We start from the raw sequence: 22,803 nt of genomic DNA on the forward strand, positions 1-22,803 counted from the left end.
CGAGGCCTATCAATCGATCATGCGATGCACAGTCTTCGGAACCGGGTACCTCGGGGCCACGCACGCAGCGTGCATGGCCGAACTCGGGCATGACGTGATCGGGGTGGACGTCGACCCCGGCAAGGTCGCGAAGCTGTCCGATGGGGTCGTGCCGTTCTACGAGCCGGGCTTGGAGGAGGTGCTGCGGCGGAATCTGGATGCGGGCAGGCTGCGGTTCACCACTTCCTACGCGGAAGCGGCGGCGCACGCGGACATGCATTTCCTCGGCGTCGGGACACCGCAGAAGAAGGGTGAGTACGCCGCCGACCTGAAATACGTTCACGCCGTGGTCGATACGCTCGCACCGATGCTGGAGCGGCCCTCGGTGATCATCGGAAAGTCGACGGTGCCGGTCGGGACCGCGGCGGCATTGGGGGCGCGGGCCCGCAAGCTCACCGACACCGCGGTCGAGGTGGCCTGGAATCCGGAGTTCCTACGCGAGGGCTTCGCGGTGAAGGACACGCTACGCCCGGACCGGCTGGTGCTCGGGGTCGACAACCAGCGCGACGCCGCGGCCTGGGTCGAGGACCTGGTGCGGGAAATCTACGCCGATCTGATCGCGGCCGATGTGCCGTTCCTGCTGACCGATCTGGCCACCGCCGAGCTGGTCAAAGTATCGGCGAACGCCTTTCTCGCAACAAAGATTTCATTCATCAACGCGGTCTCGGAAGTCTGCGAGGCGACGGGCGCCGACGTGACCATGCTCGCCGACGCGCTCGGCTACGACGCCCGCATCGGCCGCCGATTCCTCAATGCCGGACTAGGTTTCGGTGGCGGCTGTCTGCCGAAGGACATTCGCGCGTTCATGGCCCGCGCCGGTGAGCTCGGCGCCGATCATGCCGTCGCCTTCCTCCGCGAGGTCGACAACATCAATATGCGCCGTCGCACCAAGATGGTGGACATGGCCGCGCGGGCCTGCGGCGGTTCGCTGCTCGGCGCCAATGTGGCGGTGCTCGGCGCGGCGTTCAAACCCGAATCCGACGACGTGCGCGACTCCCCCGCATTGAATGTGGCGGGCATGATCCAGCTGCACGGCGCGGTGGTGACGGTGTATGACCCCAAGGCACTGGAGAATTCGCGACGCGTGTTCCCCACGCTGAACTACGCGACCTCGGTCGCCGAGGCGTGCGAGCGCGCCGATGTGGTACTCGTCCTCACCGAATGGGATGAGTTCGTCGCATTGCGACCGCAAGATCTGGACCCGGTGGTCCGCGGCCGCTCGATCATCGACGGCAGGAACTGTCTCAATCGTGCCATCTGGAGAGCCGCCGGATGGGTGTACGCCGGACTCGGCACACCGTAGAGTTGCCTGGCGAGGCGGGAGCGACTGTCGGACAACCAGTCCTGCCTTAGTCATTGCCGATCGTCGGCGGTAGGGTCGGCATGAGCGGCCTATCCACCGGCGGGCGGCACAAGGCTCGCATGTCGTGGAGTGTGAACGAGATGGGTAGCTGATGAGTTCGGTTCTGGGAGTTTCGGTGGGGGCCGGCGCAGTCCGTATGGCGCGGCCGCACGCCGCAAGCCCTCACGGACACATCGCGCCACACTCGTTCGACCTGCAGTCCATCCCGGTCGGCGAGTATCAGGTGGAAGAGCTGGCCGCCGAGGCGATCGGCGTGACGCTGGAAGCGACCCCGGGTATCGAAGCCACTGCAATCGCCTACCGCAGCGAACAGCACGCCAGGGCGATCCGCGCGTCGATGGCCCGTCAGCAGCTCACCAATTACGAACTCGTGCCCGAGATCATCGCCGCGCTCGAATTCGCCCACTCCACCGGCGATATTCGCGGCATCTCCTCGCTGGTGGTCTACGACCTCGGCAGCTCGGGACTTTCGGTCAGCGTCGTCGATGCCCAGACCCGTGAGGTCCGCCACAGCGAACGCACCAGCGATATCAGCGGCGACTACCTCGACTCACTCATCCGCGAGCAGCAGATCGCCTCGGGTCGGATCGCGCACCCTGCGGATCCGGCGGGCTTGGCCGCACTCGACGCGCTATGTCGCGAGGCCAAGGAACAGCTGTCCTCGAACACCGCTGTCGCCCTGCCGAGCGAACAGGGTCTGGTGCTGCTGGCCCAGGAAAACTTCGAATCGCTGATCATGCTGGCGATCGAATCGTCGGCGCGGATGGCGCGCGATGTGATCGTGCGGTCCGATCGCCCGGTACACGGTGTGCTGCTGATCGGTGGTTGCGCGCGAATTCCGCTGATAGCCAAGGTGCTCGAGCGGTGGATGGGTGTGCCGGTGATCGTGCCGGACAGCCCGGAAACGGTGATCACCCGCGGGGCGGCACTGCTGGCCCGTCCGGTCCGTCCGATCCGGGCTTCCACTCCCCCCGGCAGGATGCTCGACGATGAGCTGTCGCCCGCCTGGTTATCCGCGCCGCCCAAGCGTCGTCGCAAGCGTGAGATCAACGGCGCGGTCCTGACCGTCAGCGCGCTGGCGGTTGTCGCCGCGATCGGTCTCGGACTGGGTTACGGACCGCAGGTGCTCGAACGCGATTCGCAGAGCAGCGAGCGGCCCACCTCGGTCTCCCCGACCAGCGCGCCGCGCACCACCACGCTCGACCCACAGATCGCGGTCGCCCCTGGCACGACGACCGAGACCGAGGAATCGGTCGCCGCACCGCCACCACGACGGCAGACGACAACGACGCCACCGACCACGACGCCGGGCCCGAATACGATTGTCGTGCCGGGGCTTCCGACGATCGTGCTGCCGACAATTCCGACCGAGGTCTTCCCGTTCCCGCCGCCACCGCGGTAACCGTCGAGCCCACCCTCAGTTCTTCGCGTGCCGCGCACGACGCGAAGGCGCAGACGGCGCCTGCTGCTTGCCGCCGAACGGGCGCGCGAGCATGACCGCGATTGCGGTCGTCAGCGGAACCGACAGCGCGAGCGCGATGCCGCCGACCGCCGAGCGCGCGATCTCGATGGCCACCGCGTCGCCGGTCAGCACATCGCGGATGGAGCGGCCCGCGACGCTGAACAGCAGCAACAACGGCAGCGCGCCACCGGCGTAGGCGAGCACCAGGGTGTAGACGGTGCTGGCGATGTGGTCGCGGCCCACTCGCATAGCGGCAGCGAAAACCTCGCGGCGCGACGCCGATTCGTCGAGGGCGGCCAGTTCGAACGCAGTGGAGGCCTGGGTGATGGTGACATCGTTGAGCACACCGAGCGAGCCGATGATGAAGCCGGCCAACAACAGTCCGGTAATGCTGACGTGCTGAATGTAGGTGGCGACGTTGGTGTTCTGTTCCTCCGACAGCCCGGTCAGGTGCGTCGTCTCGATCGCGACCCAGGACAGCACCGCGGCGAGCACCATCGATGTCAGTGTGCCGAGCAGCGCCGAGCTGGTCCGCAGGTTCACCCCGTGTGCGAGATACAGCACGGCATAGAGAATCAGCGCCCCCGAGACAAGCGCGACGGGGATCGCGGGTTTTCCGTCCAACAGCGCGGGCAGCAGGAACATCACCAGCACAGCGAAGGCGAACACCAGCCCGACCAGCGCGCGCAGCCCGCGCCAGCGCGCCACCACGATGATCACCACCACGAAGGCGAGCACGATCAGCGTCAGCGGCAGCCCGCGCGAGTAGTCCTCGAAGGAGTACATCGGCGTGCCGTTCGGATCGGTCTGCCGGACCAGCCGGATGTGGTCACCGGCGCGCAGGTCGGGTTGTCCTGGGCCCGGCGCGATTTCGAGCAGCGTGTGATTGCCCTTGTGCGGCCCGGAGTCGATGGTGATCAGACTGCGCTGGCAGGTGTAGGCGTTATTGCGTGGTGCTTCCGGCTTGTCGACGAAGACCTTGCCGATCGAGGGGCTGCCGCACGCGCCGACGTCCTGTAGCACCACCGTCCCGGCCTCGGTCTCCACCGCGCCGCCGCCCGCATTCTGCATCGGCAGCGGGATGTCGACGTGCTGGGCGCTCGGCCACAGGACGATCGCGGCGATCACGACCAGCACACCGATGGCGGTGAGTAGCCCGATCACGACGCGGGCGGCATTGGTGCCGATCGCGATCGGTTCGGAATGGTCGTGGTGGTGGTGATGGTGGTCGGTCATGACACCACCGTGCGCTGTGGTGACGGTGCGCTTGCTGCGCTCACTTACCGGGCTCCTGCCTGTCGGACGTGTGCTTGTCCGGTGCCGAGCTTAAAGGATTTCATTTTCAAGTCGGCGCGACGGACCGGAGCGACGTTCGAGGCGAAATCCGGAACGGAGAAAGTGGGAGGGGGCGGCGGAGAGCAGGGGGATGTCTCCGCCGCCCGCGAGCTGGCGCCCAGGGGGGTAGGCGGCCGAACTCGAGGTCGGATCGTCCAGGGGGGGTAGACAACCCGACCGGGCACTCTAAAGTGCCAAGAGCCACTGTACACAAAAGGTCTTCTTTTGCGCTAGCTAGTCTTGAAAACTCGCCAATATCCATACGGTGAGTCGGTTTTTTACCGCGTAAGCGGGGCGGTTTGGTTGCCCCGAACACGCTGAGTCCCTAATCAGCCACTCACTGACGGTAGCTGGACAGGAAATTGCCGAAGCGCTCGATGGCCACCGCGAGATCCCGGGCCCACGGCAGCGTCACGATCCGCAGATGATCGTGATCGGGCCAGTTGAAGCCGGTGCCCTGCACCATCAGGATCTTCTCCTGCAACAACAGATCCAAGATCAGCTTCGAATCATCGTGGATCTCATAGACGTTCGGATCCAGCCGCGGGAACGCGTACAGCGCACCCTTCGGTTTCACACACGAGACGCCGGGGATCATGTTGAGCCGCTCCCACGCGACATCGCGCTGCTCGAGCAGCCGCCCGCCGGGCAGGATCAAATCCTCGATGCTCTGGTGCCCCCCGAGCGCCACCTGAATCGCATGCTGCGCAGGCACATTCGGGCACAGCCGCGTCGAGGCGAGCAGGTCGATGCCCTCCAGGAAGCCCGCGGCATGTTCCTTCGGCCCGGTGATCGCCAGCCAGCCCGACCGGTAGCCCGCGACCCGGTAGGCCTTGGACAATCCGTTGAACGTCAGACACAGCAGGTCGGGCGCGAGCGTCGCCAGCGAAATGTGCTTGGCGTCGTCGTAGAGAATCTTGTCGTAGATCTCGTCGGCGAGCAGCAGCAGCCGATGCTTACGCGCGATATCGACCAGCTGCTGCAAAACCTCGGCGGAGTACACCGCGCCGGTCGGGTTGTTCGGGTTGATCACCAACAGGGCCTTGGTCTTGTCGGTGATCTTCGACTCGATATCGGCGATATCGGGCTGCCAGCCGTTGGACTCGTCACACAGGTAATGCACCGGGGTGCCACCGGCGAGGCTGGTCATCGCCGTCCACAGCGGATAGTCGGGCGCCGGGATCAGCACCTCGTCGCCATTGTCGAGCAGCGCCTGCATGGTGATGGTGATCAGCTCGGAGACGCCGTTGCCGAGATACACGTCGTCGACATCGAGCTCGGGGAAGCCCGCGACCAGCTCGTAGCGGGTGACGATGGCGCGCCGCGCCGACAGGATGCCCTTCGATTCCGAATAGCCCTGGGCATACGGCAGCGCGGCGATGATGTCACGCATGATCACATCGGGAGCCTCGAAGCCGAACGGCGCGGGATTGCCGATATTGAGTTTGAGGATCCGGTGACCCTCCGCCTCGAGCCGTGCCGCGTGCGCATGTACCGGACCACGAATTTCATAGAGAACGTCCTGCAGCTTTGTCGACTGTTCCAGAACGCGCGGCGGATGATGCGGTAGATGACTCGGGCTCACCTGTCCAATGGTGCCATCCCGCCGCAAGCACTTATCGGCCTTATCGGCGCGAGGAGACCTGCGCCACTACCAACCCGGCACGCGCAAGGATGCAGGAGAAAACCGAGGTCGCGGGCTCAGGCCGACGAATTGCCCGGCGGAATGCCTTTGGCGGCGGTGATGCCGCAGAATTCCTCGATGCGTTCGTCGAGGAACCGCGCCTCCACCGCATCACGGAAGGCGGGACCGGCGATGCGCCGCCGTACACCGGTGAGTCGCTCCTCCAATTGGGCGATGCGCTTGTCCTCGGCCAAACCGAGCACCGGATGCAGGGCCTCGGCCGCACCGTCCAGGCTGCCGTTGATCAGGTGCGCCGCGGCGCTGTCCACCCGGGCCAGGGATTCGGCGCCGTAGGAGCGCTGCTCGGTCGGACCGTTCGCATACAGCTCGATGGTTCGCTCGGTGGCGGCCAACGCGGGGGCCGCCTGGCCGAGGTGGATATAGGTGGCGCCCGCGTAGTAGCTGGCCTTCGCCTCGTTGAAGCCGAATACGCCGCCGATCTCATCGTGCAACGTGTCGGTCTCGCCGGTCTCGCGCGCATCGTCCGCGGCACGGATGCACCGATCGGTATCGGCGGCGCTGCCGAGCCGAGACCAGATCCTGGCCTCGATATTGAGCAGGCGCACCCGGGCGGTGGCCGACTCCGCGAACTCCTGCCCGCTCTGCGCGAGCAGCACCGCGCGGCGCGGCCGCTCCGACCAGTATTCGATGAGCGCGTGCATGCCGCGGGTCCAGGCACGTAACCCGTTGTGGCCGCACAGTTCCGAATAGGCCCATGCGGCTCTGGCCTGTTCACCGGCCGCGTCGTAGTAGCCGAGGTCGGTGCTCGCGTTGGCGAGCAGACCAGAGAGAGTGCCTGCCAACAGATATAGGTGACTGGTGTCGGCGGGCCGCTGATGGCCCTCCAGTAGTCGGTACACCCGGCGACGCACCCGCAGCATCTCCACCATCATCGGAACCGGCGGAATGTGCACATAGTCGTTCGCGATGCGCGTGACATCGGCGTCGAGCTGTTCCAAAGTGGTTGCACCCACATTGGTGCTCTCGGCCTGGCCAGCGTGCTCGCTGGCCTCATGGGCAGCCGCCATGATCAGATCCCTCTCCGAAATCGCTGCTAACGCATCACCTCTCATCGCACCGGCATCTATGAGAGCCAGCAGGTCCGCGTCGCTCGAATAATTGGCGCGCGCCGCGGCGTCGGCATGCGCATCGAATCCTGGCGCGGCAGCACGATCAACAAGGGGTTGATCGATCAGCGCCGCAAACCTCGCCCGCACAACGTCGTCGGACCTGGCCAGGGACGTATCGAGAGCGGCTTGATTGATCGGACGTGGGTGTACCCGGGCGCCGCCGGCCTCCCACTTCGACACCAGGCGTTCGTGCACACCCAGATGCGCCGCGAACTCCCGGAGACTCATCCGCTTGGCATCGCGAAGGGCACGGGCCTCTTTACCTGACCATTGCCGGACCACGATGTCATCCCTTCGAACGAACAACTCCTATCCAGGGTACGAGGGGTTTGTGAGTGCGGCCACAGTCAAAGGCAATTCGCTATCAGACAAGGCAATCGGCGCCGGAGCAGCCGCGTGAGGGGCAGCGGAATGGCAGTGGAAGGCGGGCGCGCGGGCAATACCGAACCGCCGCCGTTGCCGCGACCCTTGAAGCAGGAGGCGAGGAGTATGGCCGTGAACGTGGACAGGATCAGAACAGTCGACGATTGGGTGGCCTACTACCGGCACGAGTTCGGGCTACCGGTCAGTGAGCGAGGCGGGTTCGTGATGCTGCCGATCACCGGGCGAGTGTGCGTCGTACATCTGCCGACCGCAAGGGCCGAAAAGGTCATGGCGGCTTTGGAACAGCAGGGGACGAGGGGCCCCATGCTGGCCAGGCAGATCCGATGGAGCTTCCTTGCCGAGCCGGACAGCCGGCCGGGGACACAGGTATTGGAGGTGTTGAACCGTCTCGACATAGGCATACCTGCCATCGGCAGCGCCGTGATGTTGCCGACCGGACTCGGCCGCTGGACCCGGGAAGGGTGCTTCTGGGTCAGCCTGCCGAATCGGGGCGACACGCTCCCACCGCTTTCCGTCATCATCACGACGGCACTCGCGGTCGGAGCGGGCGGCGGGGATTGATTTGCGTCATCAATCCCCGCTGTCGCCGGCGCCGACCCGGGCCGGGCCCACCCCTATTTCCGGCAGTCGACAGGGGTGGACCCGGCCCGGGGCCGAGACATCGAAGTACGAGCCGTGACACCCGCGGCGGAATCCGGCTGGAGCCGAAGGCATTCGGCTTCGACTAGGGCGCAATGCTCGGCGACGCATCGAGGAAGGCTCGCCGAGCAGCCCTAGGTCGGCAGCGGGAAGTTCAGGTAGGACTTCGACGGTGTCGGACCGCGCTGACCCTGATATTTCGACCCGGTGCTCGCACTGCCATAAGGGTTTTCGGCCGGGCTCGTCAGCCGGAGCAGGCACAGCTGACCGATCTTCATGCCGGGCCACAGCGTGATCGGCAGGTTCGCCACGTTGGACAGCTCGAGGGTGATGTGGCCGCTGAAACCCGGATCGATGAAGCCCGCCGTCGAATGCGTCAACAGGCCGAGCCTGCCGAGGCTCGACTTGCCTTCCAGTCGTCCGGCCAGGTCGTCGGGCAGCGTGCACACCTCGAGGGTGGAGCCGAGCACGAACTCACCCGGGTGCAGCACGAACGGCTCGCCCTGGCCGGGCTCGACCAGACTGGTCAGCTCGTCCTGACGCTGCGCCGGATCGATATGGGTGTAGCGGGTGTTATCGAACACCCGGAACATCCGATCCAGTCGCACGTCGATGCTCGACGGCTGGATCAGGGTTTCCAGGAGCGGCTCGACGCCGAGACGCCCAGCGGCGATCTCCGCACGGATGTCACGATCGGAAAGCAGCACGCGACGAGACTACTGCCTCCCAGATCTCCCCCTTCAGCCGCACACACCACCCACCGCAACCACAGAAACAGCACCCCCCGAGCGCAGTCCACATGGCGCCCCACCAACCGAGCGCCGTCGAATGGCGGCTCAAAACCACAGATCAACCGCCATTTGACTACCGTCGATAACGGCAGTCGAACTACTGCGCCTGGAGAAAATTGCGTACGGCCGCTGCGAATCCGGCCGGATCGCCCTTGTGCGCGAAGTGGTCGGTATCGAGGGTAACCAGCGTTGTGTTCGCACCTTTGGTGACCATCGCCTGAGCGAGCGCCGGATCGACGCATGGCCGCTTGTTGCCGACGATGAGCAGGGCCGGGCACGTGCTGCCGAGCCAGTCGGCCCAATAGTCCCCGGTGACAAGGTTTTCGGAGTCGACCATGTCCTGCGGGACGAACGGCAGCCGCCAGCTGCCGTCCGGATTCTCACGCAGCACCTCGGCGAACATCGGTGCCGCGAACCCGAGCGCATCGAGCAGTTCCTGCCTGGTCGGCGCCTGCTGCGGCCAGCCGAGTACGAAATCGAGCGCACCGGTGCTCACATGGACCGCGCCGATCTCCTCGACGATCAGCGCGGAGACCAGGTCCGGACGTTGGGCGGCCACGCGCATGGCCGTGATCCCGCGGCCCGAGTGGCCGAGAATCGCGACGGGGCCGACTCCTAGGTGCTCGATCACCGCGACAGCGTCTGCCACATATCCCTCCAGCGAGTAGTCGGGTCCGCGATCGGAGTCGCCGTGCCCACGCTGATCAGGCGCGATGACCCGCCACTGCGGCGCGAGATCGGCGGCGAGCTGCGCCCAGGTCGCCGCCTCTTCGAGGTGGCCGTGCATGGCAAGCAGTGGCTTGCCGTCCCCGCCGGCATCGAGATAGGAGATCCGGCGGCCATCGATGGTGAGTTCGTTTCTGTGCATGCACGAAACACTACAGAGATTTAGACGTTTGTGCAACACATATGTATAAGACAATTGTCTAACCCAGTAGCCCGGCCACTATCGCTCGACGCAAACGCGAATGCCGGACCTCGATGAGTGTTGTGCCACAAGGGATTTCGACAGGAGTTACGGATGATGCAGGGCGTCGGTCGAGGACTGTGTGTACGCGTTCTGAACCGTCCCGGTCTGGTTGGAGACCCCGATGTCCCCCGGGTCTCGTAGAGTCGTAACTGGGACAACATGATCGACCAGCCCAATATGGTGATAGCGGAACTAGTCCGACGGCGGGGAAAGCGTCGGCGCGCCCGGCAGCCCGATGTAGAGTCCACGCCCCCACATGCTTGCACTCCCGGCGAGAACCAACACATCAGCCAATTCGATGAATCTGTCCTCCCGCGGACACCAGACATAACGCGGACCTGGCCGACCCAACTGCACCGTTCCGGAATTCCACAACCTCGAGAACTCAGGCTCATCGCCAAGCTGCTCGAGCATTTCGAGGGCACGCTCACGGTTGGACTCATCAGCTGCGAAGGCCCTGAACTGACTGACCTGAATCCGAGCCTCTTCCTCGTGATTCGGAGTCACCTTCCTGGCGTGCTCAGAGGTGAGCCACCAGCGAATGATGTTGTCAGAGTCCGCCAAACCTGGCCAGAGCTCCCGAAAACGAAGGTTCGCAGCGACAATTCGCCAGTCCTCGACCCAGGCCGCCGGCGTACGTGATTCGAAGGCTGACAGCACAGCTTGCTCCAGCTCGGCAGGCAACTGAAAGACGGCCGCAGTCGGAACCTCCCTGCCGGCGAGAACACCCATGTGTGCCCGCTCGTCGGCCGTAAGGTCGAACACCCTGGCAAGGGCGTCGAGCACCTGCGGCCCCGGCTGATACTTGTTCCGCTCGAGACGGGCATACGTATTGGGGTAGAGGTTGATCGCGCTTCCAAGCTCAACTTGCGTCCACGGCTTCTGAGTGTTCGGGTCGATCAGACGCAGCCGCCGAGACTTGACGAACTCTCCGATAGACGGTAGTCGCGGTCGATCGCTGTTACGCAATCCCATCCCAATCTCTCTCTGTCGCAAGGTCATAGCCATCTCGCCCGACTATCACCAATCTGGGCTAGCTGGTCATGTTGTACAGCCGACGTGCCGTTGATTGAATATGGATGCCCGGAGGGGACCGAGTGGCACACCGGTACGGGGGAGGCGGCCAGCGGCGGCCGGCGCAGTGCAGCAGTGCAGCTGCACCTGCGCGGGCCGCCGCACCTGTCGTCACAAGTCGTTCTGCCCGTCCTCCCAATTGTCCTCTCCCTCAAGTCTATTCGGCGTTGCACACGGATCCGCCAACTAGAGGACGTGATGACGACGGCCCACCCTACCCAACCCCTGCCACCGCTGGTATCCGGAGCCGCGCCGGTGATCGGTCACCTCTTGGAGTTCAAGCGGGACCACAATCGATTGATCCAACGGGGATACGACGAGTGCGGCGAGATCTTCCGGTTCAAGATGCCAGCTACGCCTACGACAGTGGTGTTACTCGGCGAGCACACCAAACAATTCTTCAAGGCGTCCGAGCTGAGTATCCGCGGCGGATACACCTTTTTGCCTCGCATACTCGGCGACCGCGTCTACTTTCTTGCGCCCCACGAAGACTATCTGCGGCAGAAAGGTTTCGTTCATCCCCGCTTCGCAGGTCGCCAGCTGGCCACCTACGTCTCCGTGATCAACGACGAGGCGCAGCAACTAGTCCAGCAGCTCGGCGCCAGCGGCGATTTCGAACTCATGGCACCACTCGGGCCGATGATCAGACGGATAAGTGCCCGATGCTTCGTTGGCGATGCCTTCACCAGATCGTTGCCCGCCGAACTTCTCGCCGACCTCGACATCCTTTCCGGTGGAGTCGGCTTCAGCCTGCCCGCGTGGTTGCCGCTGCCGGTCGTCATCCGATCCAGGCGTGCCCGCGAACGCCTCCGGAATGCGTTGATGACCTTGATCCGAAAGCGGCGCGCCGAAGAACGGGCCGAGGACTCAGACTTCCTGCAAAGCCTCGTCGACCATCGAGACCTCAATGGTGATCCCGTCCCCGATCACGAGCTTGTCGGCCTGATTCTCCTGCTCATCTGGTCCGGTCAGGACACCACCACCGCGCACCTTGCTTGGCTGCTCGTCGACCTGCTCGGGCATCCCGACGAAATGGCCCTCGTCCGCGAAGAGTCCGAGCGGGTCATCAGCGAGGGCGTCAGCCTAGGCGGGCTACAGCGCATGTCACGAACCACCGCCTGCATCCAGGAGACCGGACGACTGCGCGCCCCCGCACACATGCTCAGCCGCAGCGTCACTACCGATTTCAAGGTTGGCGAATACACCATTCCGCAGGGCGCGCAAGTCCTCGCCTCCCCAGCAATATCCCAGAGAGATCCGAACATTTTCGTCAGGCCGGACACCTATCAGCCGACCCGATTCCTCGGCCCGGCCGCGAAACCGCTGTACCAGGCGCTGATCGGGTTCGGCTCCGGCACGCATCGCTGCCTCGGCCAAAACTTCGCCACGATCGTCATGCAGATTGTGGTGGCACATCTGGCCACCACCTACGACATGCAACTGATCGGCACTCCCCGACCCTCCGACGGCTTCGCAGCGAAATACCCCGCCGGCCAATGCATCGTGAGGTATCGACGTCGGGTGTAGCTGCAGCACCGAACAGCTCACCGACCCGGTCAATGGTCGGGCGAGATCTCCTGTCCCCAGGTAAACACCGCCGCGCCTGGTGGCAGTCGATCGAGCGCATCGAGCAGGGCCTCTTCGCTTTCGCTGACAGCATGTTCGTCGCCAATGATCTGCATCACAGCGTTGTATTTCGCCTTCTCGGCCGCGTGCTGAATTTCATCGATGGCCTGTAGCGCACGCCGTGCCTGTTCGCGCGTAAACGGCACAACCGTGCCGTCCATCCGCTTCACCCGCACAGCCAGGCTCCCATCCGATGTATGGCCGGTCTCCAGCAACATCGGGGTGTGGTGGTCGGTGTGGATCGTTTGCCCATGTGTCCTGGTGAAAGTCAAGGCCCCTCCAAAGGTGCGGTCTCGCATCCGCATCTACTTTATCTTGAAGCTACAAGCAGCGGGCGCACATGCGGTCCGCTCGACGTGTGCCGCTCTGGTGGGGCGCTGTTGATTGGACAGGAGTGCATTTGCCCCTCTGACGGGCGACGACCACGCAGGTTAGGCGTGTCACCCGTAGGACTCTCCCACTTGGCTGCTCCGGTAGTGAACCGTCTTGTCCCGCTCATCTTTGACCGCGGCCTCGTTTTGGCAGGATTTTTGGCAGGATTCTGGCAGGGTTTTGAGCGTTGAGCGCTCCCGAACGCCACTGAATGCGCCCGAACGTCTGGGTTGGGCTGGACCACGCCAGCACGTCCTACCGGCAACTAGATGTGGCATCGATGCAGGTCAGAGGCATCTACCAGGAGTTTTCCCGCCTGGGTGCCGCTTCTGCTACAGTCTCGGAAGTACCCTTCGGGGTTCGCCGATGTAGTTCAATGGTAGAACTTCTGCTTCCCAAGCAGACAGCGCGGGTTCGATTCCCGTCATCGGCTCCACACGAAAAGGCCCGATTACCAGGACATTTCGTTTTCAGGCCGATTGGCCCCGTTCTGCGGTGCAGCCAAAAGTGCAGCCAATCCCACTCCTTCCGCAATTCCTGGCCGTCGTCGCGATACCACCAGCACCCCATGCTTTCCTACCAGAACAGGGTTCCTGTATCAGCGTCGTCCTGCGCGGGGATGGGCATCGACGGTAGCGACCTCACTGGCGAGTGTTATCGATGCCAACGCGGTTGGCTGGAGAGATCCGGCCGTTCGCAGATGTGTGCCGCGCGGCAGTACCGGAGGGTGAGGCGGGATCGCTCGCTGGAGTGATGTGGTCGGTCGAGGGTCGCGGCGACGATCATCCGTATGCACTTCCGTCGCAAGATACTCGGTGTTACCTTGGCTTCCGCACTGACCGCGGTGGCATCGACCGCCTGCACTTCCGCCGCGAGTCCAGCGCAAGCACTGCACTGGCAACCTTGTGCCGAAAAGGCCGAATTCGACTGTGCGACAGTGACTGTGCCCATCGACTGGTCGGACCGAAATGGTTCGACAATCGACATTGCCGTGGTGCGGGATCGGGCCGACGATGCGGCAGGGAAGATCGGAACGCTGGTTTCGCTACCTGGTGGGCCCGGCTCTTCGGGGGTGGACGAGATCCTGCGGGGCGGAAAGTTCTCGCCGGAGCTGCAGTCGCGGTTCGACATCGTCAGCATTGATCCGCGCGGGGTCAAGCGCAGCCATTCGGTGCAGTGCGATTCCGGACTCGCAGCGAGCCGCCCGAACATGGTGCCGGACACCGGCGGGCGGTTCGACGATATTCATTCGTACACACGAGATCTCGCGGAAAGCTGCCGCCAGTACACCGGGCCGCTGATCGACCACCTCGATGCGGTGAGCGTCGCGCGGGATGTCGAGGCGCTGCGGTCGGCGCTCGGCGAGGATCAGCTAACGCTCTACAGCCGCTCCTACGGCACCATGCCCGCGCAGGCGTACGCGGAGCTGTTCCCGAAGCGATTGCGTGCCTCGCTGATGGACAGCGTGGACGATCACAGCCTGGACGGTCGCGGGTTCCTGGCCAGCGAAGCACGTGCGGGCCAGGACACTTTCAATGAATTCGCATCCTGGTGTATGCGGGACGAGCAGTGCGTCCTGCACGGCGCCGACACCCATCGCGTTTATGGCGAACTGTTCGCCAGCGCCGAGCGCGGCGAGCTGCGAGATGCGGAAAAGCCCGAAACCCCGCTGGGCCCACTCGAATTGAGCCGCACGGTCACCCAGCGACTCTATGCGCCCGAATGGCCGCGCCTGGCGGCCGAACTTCGAACACTGACCGACCAACCGGCCGGCCTCCCGATGCCGACTGCCCCGACCGAGCGGTCCGGCAAGCCGACGACAATGCCGGAAATCATCCTGTGCTCCGACTGGCGCTTCGACATCACCGATCACAACGACTGGCTGGGCCTCTGGCGCGAACAGAATGCCAACGCCCCCACCCTGCGCGCCCATTTCGCCTGGGCCGCAGGCACTCTCTGCTCCGGCTGGCCGACCTCACCGCAGAACCCGCAACACCGCCCGCAGATCGAAGACGGCCCACCGATCCTGATCGTCAACTCCCTGCACGACCCCGCAACCCCCCACGAATGGGCAACCCAAGTAGCCGCCCGAACCCCACGCGCAACTCTCCTGACCTACACCGGCTGGGGCCACGGCGTCTACAACCGCACCCCCTGCACCACCACCGCGGCCGACCAATTCCTGACCACCCTGACACTGCCGAGTACACCTAGTTGCGCGCCCGCCTGACCTGGTACATACCGCGGACTTCGTCCAGTCCGATATCGCAGACACGAATCGGAGACTCGAATCGGTTCGCGTTCGTCCCGGACGGCGGCGGCCCGAGCGAGCAGATCGTGGTCATGGCGTTGGCTGAACTCAGCGAATTCGACCGCGTTCCCCGCCCCCGTCGTAGGGACTGAAGTTCGCTTCTCGGGTCGGCAACAGAACGCGGGCGCGGGGTACGGCCCAACGATCGATCGGCCAGTTGTCGGCGCCGCTCGCTACAGTCACGCGGTGGCGGTAGCGCGGTACTCGTTCTCGGCGGAGGTCTGGGAACACAGTGGGCAGGGGTCGTGGCATTTCGTGAATCTGCCCGAGAGCATCGCCGATGAGATCGAGGAGAGGTATTCGCACCGGGCCGGTGGGTTCGGCGCGGTGAAGGTGGAGGTGACCATCGGCGGTAGCCGTTGGTCGACCTCGCTGTTCCCGGACAAGTCCCGGGCCACCTACGTGCTTCCGGTGAAGAAGCCGGTGCGGATTGCCGAGCAGCTCTCGGCCGGATCCGAGGCGCACATCGAACTCGTCGTCATCCTCTGATCCGCGCACCGGCTCGACTCATGATCGGGTCAGTGCTGTGCGAGGCATTCGCTGACGATCTTGCCGGTGGCCTGGCGGGCCTTGTCGGCGTCTTCCTTGCTCATACCGAGGGTTGTCGGGTCGACAACCTTGGTGTCGTACTCGCTGCCTGTCATCTTGCGCAGGCCCTCCTGCGAAATACCCTGCTCCACATAGAGCTTCGCCGCGCATTCGGCAAGCTTCGGGTCCTGCAGGCCCTTGTCCTGCAGCGACTTCGAGAGATCCGCCTGGGTTATCGCGGGCGGCGCCGCGTCCGTGTCGTTACCGCACGCCGCCAGCATCGGCAGCGCGACAGCGGCCGCGGCGATCAGGAAAATCCGCACCTGACTCCTCTTCTCAGTAAGCTTGTGACATTAGGGCGGCCACTTGGTAGACGCCGCAACGATAATGCCGCACCGAGGCCCCGGTGGCTGCTCGAGCCGAAATTCCCGGCCCGGGGAAGCAGTCACAGATCCATGGCCGCCCGCAATGCGGTGTCCAGCCGTTCGAGCTCTTCGGTTTCCATTTCATCGACTCGCTCGGCGAGCCAGCCACGGTAGATGCGACCGATATTGCCCGCGTGCACCCACCCGTGCCGCGATACCGGCACCGCGAGGATGTCCTGCGGATCCTGATCGAGTATCTCGGCGGCGATCAGCCACTGCCTGGTCGACTCGTTGATGCCATCGCTGCTGATGAGCACAACGGTGCGGCGCCGCGGCGGCGAACCATGGGGGTAGTAGGTCCACAGTTCACCCCTGCGCACGCATCGCCTCCTCGGCGGCGGCCAGCTCCGCCTCGTCCGCCGCAGCATCGGCCGTCACATCCAGCACCGGACCGACTCCGGTGCGAACGGCTTCGCGGCGCGCTGCCTTCGATATCCATGCCGAGGGCGACATACCAGCTCTGGCCGCGGCCTGTTCGGCGAATGACCAGGCGGCCTCGTCCAGCGAAAGGGTGACCTTACGCGTTGCCATACCTTTTATCGTACCGACCCGAGCCCGTTTCGGCTCGTCATCGACGAGTGCAGTTTGCGCTGCAACCGGGATCCTATGGCGACGCCGATACAAACTGATGGCTGGTGACTGCTGTTAGTGTGATCGCATTCGGCCGATCGCGAAGAACTGGGGATCACGAGGATGACGGCGCTGAATCATCACCGGGTCGGCGCCGGGGAACCGCTGGTCCTCGTGCACGGGATCGGCAGCAGGTGGCAGGTGTGGGAACCGATCATCGACAACCTCGCCGAATCTTTCGAGGTCATCGCCGTCGACCTGCCCGGGTTCGCCGGTTCCGCGCCGCTGGCACACACCACCGTCGACACACTCACCGATGCGCTGGCCGATTTCCTCGCCGCCGAAGGCATCCAACGGCCGCACCTCGCCGGCAACTCGATGGGCGGGCTCATCACGCTGAACCTCGGCGCCCGCGGGCTTGCTCGATCGGTGACCGCCTTCTCCCCGATCGGATTCTGGGAGACCGCGGGCCGTGTCTGGTGCCAGCAGTCACTCGGCAAGTCCAAAGCGTTGGCGGGCCCGCTCGGATCCGCGTTGCCGACGATCCTCGGGACCGCCGCAGGCCGGACCGCCTTTCTCGGCCTCGTCTTCGGCAAGCCGTGGGCGGTGTCCGCTCAGATCGCCATCGACACCGCGGGCGGTGCGGTCGACGCCCCCGCCTTCGACGACGCACTCGCCTCCTTCGCCGAGGCGCGACTGCACGAAATCGGCAGTCTCGCAGACATTCCCGTCACGATCGCGTGGGGCAATCGCGATATCCTGCTGACCTACGCCACGCAGAGCCGCCGCGCCCGCGCTGCATTGCCGAACGCCGGGCACGTCACCCTGCACGGCAGCGGGCACACCCCGTTCTACGACGACCCGGCCGCCTGCGCGAAGGTGCTGCGGGGCACGATCGCCGGTTGCCCGTAGCGCCCTATCGGTCCGACCGTGGTGCGGTGAGGGTGCTCGGCTCCGCGGTACCGAGCAGGATGCGCACCGCATTTCGCCAGCGATGCTGGATGATTCGGTTCCGATCGAGATCACCGGTCAGCAGCGCGCGCAGCGCGAGCCCGGTCATGATCTCGATGGTGAATTCGGTAATCGTCGGCACCCGGGGATCGTCGGGGAACTCCGCGCGGAAGAGGTCGCGAATGCTGTTGTGCATCAGATCGAACAGGCGGTGCTCCAGCGGCAGGAAGGCCGCGAGCAGTTCCGGATCGGTGCGGGCGCCGACCCACATTTCCAGCGCGGCCAGGAAGGTCGGGCCGCTGAGCATCCGCATGGTCAGCTCGACCGCCGTCTCCAGCCGATCGGATTCTGCGGGTATCGCCTCGAATTCCCTTGTCAGCTGGAGGAATCGACGTTGGGCAACATGCTCGACAGCACCGGCGAGCAGATCCGCCCTGGTCGGAAAATAGTGCTGCAGCGTGCCGCGCGGGACACCGGCCCGCTTCTGCACTTCGAGTGTGGTCGTGCCCGCATAGCCGACCGCGACCAGGCTCTCCACCGCCGCGTCCAGGAGGCGGGTGCGCATGCGTGCCCTGCGCTGCGCCTGCGTCTCCCGGACGCGTTCGGTCATGGTGTCAGCGTCCCTGCCACTGCGGTTCACGCTTCTGCGCGAAGGCCAGTGCACCCTCGGCAGCATCCTTGGAAAACAGTGCGGGCAAAGCGATTTCGCCCTGCTTGGCGAAACCCTCCGCAAGGCTCCAGTCCGGCGACTCGTCGATGATCCGCTTGCTCGCGGCGACCGAGAGCGGTGCGGCCGCAACAATTTCTGCCGCCAACGCCAACGCACCCGCCAACGCGCCACCGGGTTCGGTGACCCGGTTGACCAGCCCGAGCTGGTAGAGCCGCTCGGCGCCGATCCGGCCGCCGGTCAACGCGAGCTCGGCGGCCATCGGCCGCGGCAGGCGCTGGGTCAGGCGCAGCACACCGCCACCCGCGGCGACAAGGCCGCGCTTCACCTCCGGAATGCCGAACTGCGCGTCGCTCGCCGCGACAATCAGATCACCGGCGAGCGCCAACTCGAAACCACCGGCGAGCGCGAACCCCTCGACCGCCGAAATCATCGGTTTGACAGGTGGTTTCGCGGCGATGCCGAGCGGACCGCGGCGCTGCGTCATCGGCATCTCGCCCTTGGCGGCCGCAACGAGATCCATTCCGGCACTGAATGTTCCGCCCGCACCGGTGAGCACGAGCACGCGGGCGGAATCGTCGGCTTCGAACTCGTCGACGGCGGCCTCGATGGCCTGCGCGGTGGCCAGGTTGATGGCGTTGCGGGCCTCGGGACGGTTGACGGTCAGCAGCGTGATGGCGTCGCGCCGTTCGACAAGGATCAGGTCGGTCATCGGGCGGTCCTCTCGGTGAGCAGGGTGAGCTGGTCTGCGGCTGTGATGTCGACGGCGCCACCGAGCGGATCGCCGTCGGTGAACGCCGCGATGGTCTCGGCATCGGACACCCGCAACAGTATGCGTGCGCCGTTCGGGTTGAGCGCGCTGATCACCACGGCCTCCGGTTCATCGGCACGGTCGGGCCCGCTGCCCTTGCGATAAGCGACGGTGTAGGACTCGACGATGGCGGGCCCGGTGTAGCCGGGCGCTGTATCACGCCGTGCGACAGGCACTTCTGCCTCGACGGCCCGAAACAGTTGCGCGGGCGGGCGCGCCGAGTACACGCCGACACCGTGTTTGGTGATGTACCAGCCCAGAGCGGTCGCCAGACCGTAGGACCCGGAGTCCGCGCGCAGCAGGCCGACCAGTGTCGCGAGGGCATGGGTGGTGTAGTTGTTGCCCGGCCCGCCGCCGAAGGTGAGTCCGCCGGTGACCGAGAGCGGCCGGGCGGGATCATCGATCGGCAGGCCGAGCGCCTCGGCCGCGACCTGCACCGCAACCGGGAAGCAGGAGTACAGGTCGAGGTGCGCCACCTCGTCGATGGCGATGCCTGCGGCCGCCAATGCGGCCTGCCCGGCAGCGGCGATGGCCGGCGAGGCGGCCAGATCCGTCCGCTCCGAGACGAACCATTCATCGGTGGCCGTCGCACCACCGTGCGGGAAGACCCAGCGGTCGTGCGGGACGCCCGCCGCGTCGGCAGCGGCGGCGCTGCACACGATCAGACCGGCGCCCTGATCCACGGACAGATTCGCGACGAGCAGCTTCGGATACGGGGTCGACACCAGCCGGTTGGCCGGGCTCGGCGTCACCAACTCCGCGATCGAACGCTCGGTGGGCTGCCAGGCATACGGGTTTCGCGCCGCCACCCCGGACAGCCGCGACCACAGCCCGCCGATCCGCTCCCGATGTTCCTGTTCGCTCAGGCCGAGCCGTCCGCGCAGGGCAGTTTCCATCAGTGCATAGAAATAGACCGGGCCCCACAGTCCGGCCGCGGTCTCCATTTCGGTGTTGGGTCCGCGCTCGGAGCCGATGACGTCGGTCGGTCGCGCACCTTCCGGCTGCTCGGGCCAGTCGAGCGTGCCACCGCCGCGGGTCGCGACGTTCCAGGAGGCGACCGCCTCTGCGCCGGTGAGCAGCGCGACGTCGGAGTTCCCCTCGGCGATCGCCTGCGCGACGAAGTTGAGCAGCCGTAGCGGTGCGTCGCCACCGAACCGTGCGGATTGCACCGTCCGCTTCGGGGCAGCGCCGAGTTCCGCGGCGACGAGTGCGCCGAGGTCCGGGTAGGGACGACTGACCGGTGCCGCCGTGGCGATCAGGTCGGCCGCTCGGAGCAGTCGGTCGCCCGTGCCGCTGTCGGATCCCGCTCGACGCAGGGATTCGGCGGCGAGTTCGACAGGTCCGGGCAGTCCGGGCTCGCCCGCCCGGTGCACGATCTGCCCGGCGCCGACGAGCACCGGCGTTCGTGGGTCCATTCCCGCTGGCAGCATGTGTTCCTCCGCATCGTGCTCCAGTTACCGTCAACATTGACGGTAACTACAGTTCCGATTAGAACAGGTGGCACCCCGGGCAGGCAATGGCCGATGGCGCGAACTGACCCACGGGTAAGATTCGAGAATGGGCACTAACATCGCGCTGCGGTTCGCCGGCGACCGCGCCTACGTCACGCTGGACCGACCCGACAAGCACAACGGCCTCACCCTCGAGATGCTGCGCGGGCTGGCCGATGCCGCACACACCATCGCCGACCGCAAAGACCTCCGGGCGGTCATCCTGTCCGGCAACGGCCCGAGCTTCAGCAGCGGCCTCGATGTCGCCGAGGCCACCAGCGACCCACTGGCCGTCGTGCGCGGCTTCGTCCCGCGGCCCTGGCGCGGCACCAACACCTTCCAGCAAGCCTGCTGGGCGTGGCGTCGACTCCAGGTCCCGGTGATCGCGGCGGTGCACGGTCGCTGCTACGGCGGCGGCCTACAGCTCGCATTGGCCGCGGACGTCCGATTCGCCACGCCGGACGCGGAATTCTCGGTGATGGAAACCAAGCACGGCCTGGTGCCGGACATGACCGGCGCCGCGACGCTGTCGCGCCTGATCGGCATCGACAAGGCGCTGCTGCTGACCATGACCGCCGACCTCGTCGACGCCGCCTATGCCGAGCGCATCGGCCTGATCACCGAGGTCACCGCGGACCCGGTGGCGACCGCGGAAGAACTCGCCGACCGCATCGCGACCCGCTCCCCGCACGCCGTCGCAGGAGCCAAGCGGCTGTTCGATCGGTCCTGGCAGGCTTCCGCGCGCCGCACCTTCGCGATCGAGCGGGCCATTCAGCTGCCGCTGATCGTGCGGAAGGCGACCTCCCGGGCCAACAAACCACCGAAGTAGTAGTCAACTTTCACCAATCAATGGCGCAACCCCACCAATTCCTCCGGATTGGCTGTTAGCATTTCCAACGATTTGCCAGCCAGTCGAAATGTGCCTCGAAACACACGACCAGGGGGCGGTGGATCGAGCACGCTTCGGCGAGAAACCGGAGGGCTCAAAGACTTTGACCAAAACCGGATCCATCCTGCTGTCCGCGCTGGCGGGTGCCACGGCCTTGCTCCTCACAGCGACTACCCCAGCCTCGGCAAACCCAAACGCAATCAACCCGTTTCCCGTGCTGAACGGCTCAAATGGGCTACCCAACCTGACTGGACGGACCCAGGCCGTTTTCCAGGTGACCGGCATGGCCAGCCCGAACAACACCCAGAGCTACAACGTACTCGGCACCGATCTCGGCATCATGTGGGATAACGGAAGCGGCGAAATGCTGACCGCGTTCGGCGACACTGCCGGACTCGGTTTCCCCAATTTGCTCGCCGGTAGCGTGTGGGCGTGGCGCAGCAATATTCTCGTGCGCAGCCATACTCAGGACCCGGCCAACGGCATATTCTTCGACAGTGTCGTGCGCGATGTATTCGGGCAGGCGCGCGACCTTATCCCCAGCCCGAAGATTCCTTTCATCGAGATAAGCCGCATCCCCACCGCGGGCATCGCGGTCAATGGCGTCCAGTACATGAGCCTCATGTCGGTGCACAGCTGGGATGACGTCGGGCAGTGGACCACGAACTACTCCGGCCTCGCCGCCTCCGGCGACAATGGCGAGACGTGGGCCGAGCTGCCGGAGACCCGCAGGCCCAATGAAGGGGCCAACGCCAACTTCCAGATGAACGCCTTCATGAAAGACGGCGGGTATGTCTACGAATACGGCACTCGCTCCGGGCGCAACCGTGCGGCGTTCGTCGCCCGCGTGCGGGCCAACGACATCGCCAACATCGCCGAATACGAGTACTGGGACGGCGAGCGGTGGAAGAAGGACGACGTCAACGCGGCCGCGCCGATCATGTTCGGCGTCGGCGAGCTGTCGGTCATGTACAACCAGTACCTCGGCCAGTACGTCGCGCTGACGACCGATCCGTTCAATTCCGTGGTGATGCGCCGCGCACCCTCACCGTCTGGTCCGTGGAGCGATCCCGAGGTGTTGATCGACACCAGGGAACTGCCCTCCGCATACGCGCCGTCGATCTTCCCGTACCAGACCGGTCGTGACCTGTACTTCCTCACGACGGTCCACAGCCAGTACAACGTGATCCTGATGCGCACCACGTTGTGACCACGGCCCGCGCTCGGACGCAGCGCTCGACAGCAGCCGGGGTCCAGCAATGGATCCCGGCTTCGCTGTCACACAGCCCTCA

General features: G+C 65.3%; 23 protein-coding genes and 1 tRNA gene. 11 read left to right on the forward strand and 13 right to left on the reverse strand.

The window, feature by feature from the left end; translation table 11 throughout:
• Positions 1 to 19: 19 nt before the first annotated feature.
• Positions 20 to 1,342, forward strand: a complete 1,323-nt coding sequence (locus tag OHA42_RS03055) for a UDP-glucose dehydrogenase family protein (protein ID WP_406234384.1) — start codon at positions 20 to 22, stop codon at positions 1,340 to 1,342.
• Positions 1,343 to 1,493: 151 nt separating this feature from the next.
• Positions 1,494 to 2,804, forward strand: coding sequence for an Hsp70 family protein (locus tag OHA42_RS03060; RefSeq protein WP_406234385.1), 1,311 nt, complete (start codon positions 1,494 to 1,496; stop codon positions 2,802 to 2,804).
• A 15-nt stretch (positions 2,805 to 2,819) separates the two neighbouring features.
• Here OHA42_RS03060 and OHA42_RS03065 read toward each other — a convergent pair whose 3' ends face one another.
• From OHA42_RS03065 to OHA42_RS03075, 3 genes are all read right to left on the reverse strand, one after another.
• Positions 2,820 to 4,100, reverse strand: coding sequence for a YibE/F family protein (locus tag OHA42_RS03065; protein WP_406234387.1), 1,281 nt, complete (start codon positions 4,098 to 4,100; stop codon positions 2,820 to 2,822).
• A 436-nt stretch (positions 4,101 to 4,536) separates the two neighbouring features.
• Positions 4,537 to 5,793, reverse strand: a complete 1,257-nt coding sequence (locus tag OHA42_RS03070; protein WP_406239033.1) for a pyridoxal phosphate-dependent aminotransferase — start codon at positions 5,791 to 5,793, stop codon at positions 4,537 to 4,539.
• A gap of 107 nt (positions 5,794 to 5,900) precedes the next feature.
• Positions 5,901 to 6,911, reverse strand: coding sequence for an XRE family transcriptional regulator (locus OHA42_RS03075; protein ID WP_406234389.1), 1,011 nt, complete (start codon positions 6,909 to 6,911; stop codon positions 5,901 to 5,903).
• Positions 6,912 to 7,025: 114 nt separating this feature from the next.
• Between OHA42_RS03075 and OHA42_RS03080 the strand changes: the two genes are divergently transcribed.
• Together OHA42_RS03080 and OHA42_RS03085 are read left to right on the forward strand one after the other, a co-directional pair.
• A complete protein-coding gene (locus OHA42_RS03080; protein WP_406234391.1) occupies positions 7,026 to 7,280 on the forward strand; it encodes a hypothetical protein in 255 nt (84 codons plus the stop codon).
• Positions 7,281 to 7,502: 222 nt separating this feature from the next.
• Positions 7,503 to 7,958 (forward strand): hypothetical protein, encoded by a 456-nt coding sequence (locus tag OHA42_RS03085; protein WP_328412497.1) that lies wholly within the window; start codon positions 7,503 to 7,505, stop codon positions 7,956 to 7,958.
• 212 nt (positions 7,959 to 8,170) lie between these two features.
• Here the strand turns inward: OHA42_RS03085 and dcd are convergent, their stop codons facing one another.
• The 3 genes from dcd to OHA42_RS03100 all read right to left on the reverse strand — a co-directional run bounded on the left by dcd (position 8,171) and on the right by OHA42_RS03100 (position 10,772).
• A complete protein-coding gene (gene dcd / locus OHA42_RS03090) occupies positions 8,171 to 8,743 on the reverse strand; it encodes a dCTP deaminase (RefSeq protein ID WP_406234393.1) in 573 nt (190 codons plus the stop codon).
• A gap of 181 nt (positions 8,744 to 8,924) precedes the next feature.
• A complete protein-coding gene (locus OHA42_RS03095; protein WP_406234394.1) occupies positions 8,925 to 9,695 on the reverse strand; it encodes an alpha/beta fold hydrolase in 771 nt (256 codons plus the stop codon).
• Between the two features lie 294 nt (positions 9,696 to 9,989).
• A complete protein-coding gene (locus OHA42_RS03100; RefSeq protein ID WP_406234396.1) occupies positions 9,990 to 10,772 on the reverse strand; it encodes a helix-turn-helix domain-containing protein in 783 nt (260 codons plus the stop codon).
• Between the two features lie 297 nt (positions 10,773 to 11,069).
• On the opposite strand from OHA42_RS03100, the gene OHA42_RS03105 reads away from it, so the two are divergent.
• The gene (locus OHA42_RS03105; RefSeq protein WP_406234398.1) at positions 11,070 to 12,398 is read left to right on the forward strand and encodes a cytochrome P450; all 1,329 of its coding nucleotides are present in this window, start codon (positions 11,070 to 11,072) and stop codon (positions 12,396 to 12,398) included.
• A gap of 29 nt (positions 12,399 to 12,427) precedes the next feature.
• On the opposite strand, the gene OHA42_RS03110 is transcribed toward OHA42_RS03105, so the two are convergent.
• Positions 12,428 to 12,769 (reverse strand): hypothetical protein, encoded by a 342-nt coding sequence (locus OHA42_RS03110; RefSeq protein WP_406234399.1) that lies wholly within the window; start codon positions 12,767 to 12,769, stop codon positions 12,428 to 12,430.
• Between the two features lie 462 nt (positions 12,770 to 13,231).
• Between OHA42_RS03110 and OHA42_RS03115 the strand changes: the two genes are divergently transcribed.
• The 3 genes from OHA42_RS03115 (at position 13,232) to OHA42_RS03125 (ending at position 15,669) form a co-directional block, all read left to right on the forward strand.
• Positions 13,232 to 13,305: transfer RNA gene (locus tag OHA42_RS03115), tRNA-Gly, on the forward strand.
• A gap of 501 nt (positions 13,306 to 13,806) precedes the next feature.
• A complete protein-coding gene (locus tag OHA42_RS03120) occupies positions 13,807 to 15,099 on the forward strand; it encodes an alpha/beta hydrolase (protein ID WP_406234401.1) in 1,293 nt (430 codons plus the stop codon).
• 267 nt (positions 15,100 to 15,366) lie between these two features.
• Positions 15,367 to 15,669, forward strand: a complete 303-nt coding sequence (locus OHA42_RS03125; RefSeq protein WP_328407178.1) for a DUF1905 domain-containing protein — start codon at positions 15,367 to 15,369, stop codon at positions 15,667 to 15,669.
• A 29-nt stretch (positions 15,670 to 15,698) separates the two neighbouring features.
• Here OHA42_RS03125 and OHA42_RS03130 read toward each other — a convergent pair whose 3' ends face one another.
• The 3 genes from OHA42_RS03130 to OHA42_RS03140 all read right to left on the reverse strand — a co-directional run bounded on the left by OHA42_RS03130 (position 15,699) and on the right by OHA42_RS03140 (position 16,664).
• A complete protein-coding gene (locus OHA42_RS03130; protein WP_406234403.1) occupies positions 15,699 to 16,031 on the reverse strand; it encodes a hypothetical protein in 333 nt (110 codons plus the stop codon).
• 122 nt (positions 16,032 to 16,153) lie between these two features.
• A complete protein-coding gene (locus OHA42_RS03135; RefSeq protein ID WP_379059607.1) occupies positions 16,154 to 16,453 on the reverse strand; it encodes a hypothetical protein in 300 nt (99 codons plus the stop codon).
• Positions 16,440 to 16,664 (reverse strand): hypothetical protein, encoded by a 225-nt coding sequence (locus OHA42_RS03140; RefSeq protein WP_328407184.1) that lies wholly within the window; start codon positions 16,662 to 16,664, stop codon positions 16,440 to 16,442. Before OHA42_RS03140 ends, OHA42_RS03135 begins: the two co-directional genes overlap by 14 nt.
• 162 nt (positions 16,665 to 16,826) lie before the next feature.
• Between OHA42_RS03140 and OHA42_RS03145 the strand changes: the two genes are divergently transcribed.
• Positions 16,827 to 17,615: an alpha/beta fold hydrolase gene (locus OHA42_RS03145; protein ID WP_406234405.1), complete on the forward strand. Its 789-nt coding sequence runs from the start codon at positions 16,827 to 16,829 to the stop codon at positions 17,613 to 17,615.
• A 4-nt stretch (positions 17,616 to 17,619) separates the two neighbouring features.
• Here the strand turns inward: OHA42_RS03145 and OHA42_RS03150 are convergent, their stop codons facing one another.
• Genes OHA42_RS03150 through OHA42_RS03160 form a run of 3 tightly spaced genes read right to left on the reverse strand, consistent with a single transcriptional unit; the run spans position 17,620 to position 20,562 of the window.
• The gene (locus OHA42_RS03150) at positions 17,620 to 18,264 is read right to left on the reverse strand and encodes a TetR/AcrR family transcriptional regulator (RefSeq protein WP_406234407.1); all 645 of its coding nucleotides are present in this window, start codon (positions 18,262 to 18,264) and stop codon (positions 17,620 to 17,622) included.
• Positions 18,265 to 18,268: 4 nt separating this feature from the next.
• Positions 18,269 to 19,033, reverse strand: coding sequence for a crotonase/enoyl-CoA hydratase family protein (locus OHA42_RS03155; protein ID WP_406234409.1), 765 nt, complete (start codon positions 19,031 to 19,033; stop codon positions 18,269 to 18,271).
• Positions 19,030 to 20,562 carry a thiolase C-terminal domain-containing protein gene (locus OHA42_RS03160; RefSeq protein ID WP_406234411.1) on the reverse strand — a complete coding sequence of 511 codons (1,533 nt, stop codon included), beginning with the start codon at positions 20,560 to 20,562 and terminating at the stop codon, positions 19,030 to 19,032. Before OHA42_RS03160 ends, OHA42_RS03155 begins: the two co-directional genes overlap by 4 nt.
• A gap of 139 nt (positions 20,563 to 20,701) precedes the next feature.
• Between OHA42_RS03160 and OHA42_RS03165 the strand changes: the two genes are divergently transcribed.
• Both OHA42_RS03165 and OHA42_RS03170 read left to right on the forward strand, forming a co-directional pair.
• Positions 20,702 to 21,451 (forward strand): crotonase/enoyl-CoA hydratase family protein, encoded by a 750-nt coding sequence (locus OHA42_RS03165; RefSeq protein ID WP_406239036.1) that lies wholly within the window; start codon positions 20,702 to 20,704, stop codon positions 21,449 to 21,451.
• Between the two features lie 163 nt (positions 21,452 to 21,614).
• Positions 21,615 to 22,721 carry a DUF4185 domain-containing protein gene (locus tag OHA42_RS03170; RefSeq protein ID WP_406234413.1) on the forward strand — a complete coding sequence of 369 codons (1,107 nt, stop codon included), beginning with the start codon at positions 21,615 to 21,617 and terminating at the stop codon, positions 22,719 to 22,721.
• Positions 22,722 to 22,803: the final 82 nt, after the last annotated feature.

It is taken from the genome of Nocardia sp. NBC_01009 (genome assembly GCF_045208035.1).
Classification (GTDB): domain Bacteria; phylum Actinomycetota; class Actinomycetes; order Mycobacteriales; family Mycobacteriaceae; genus Nocardia.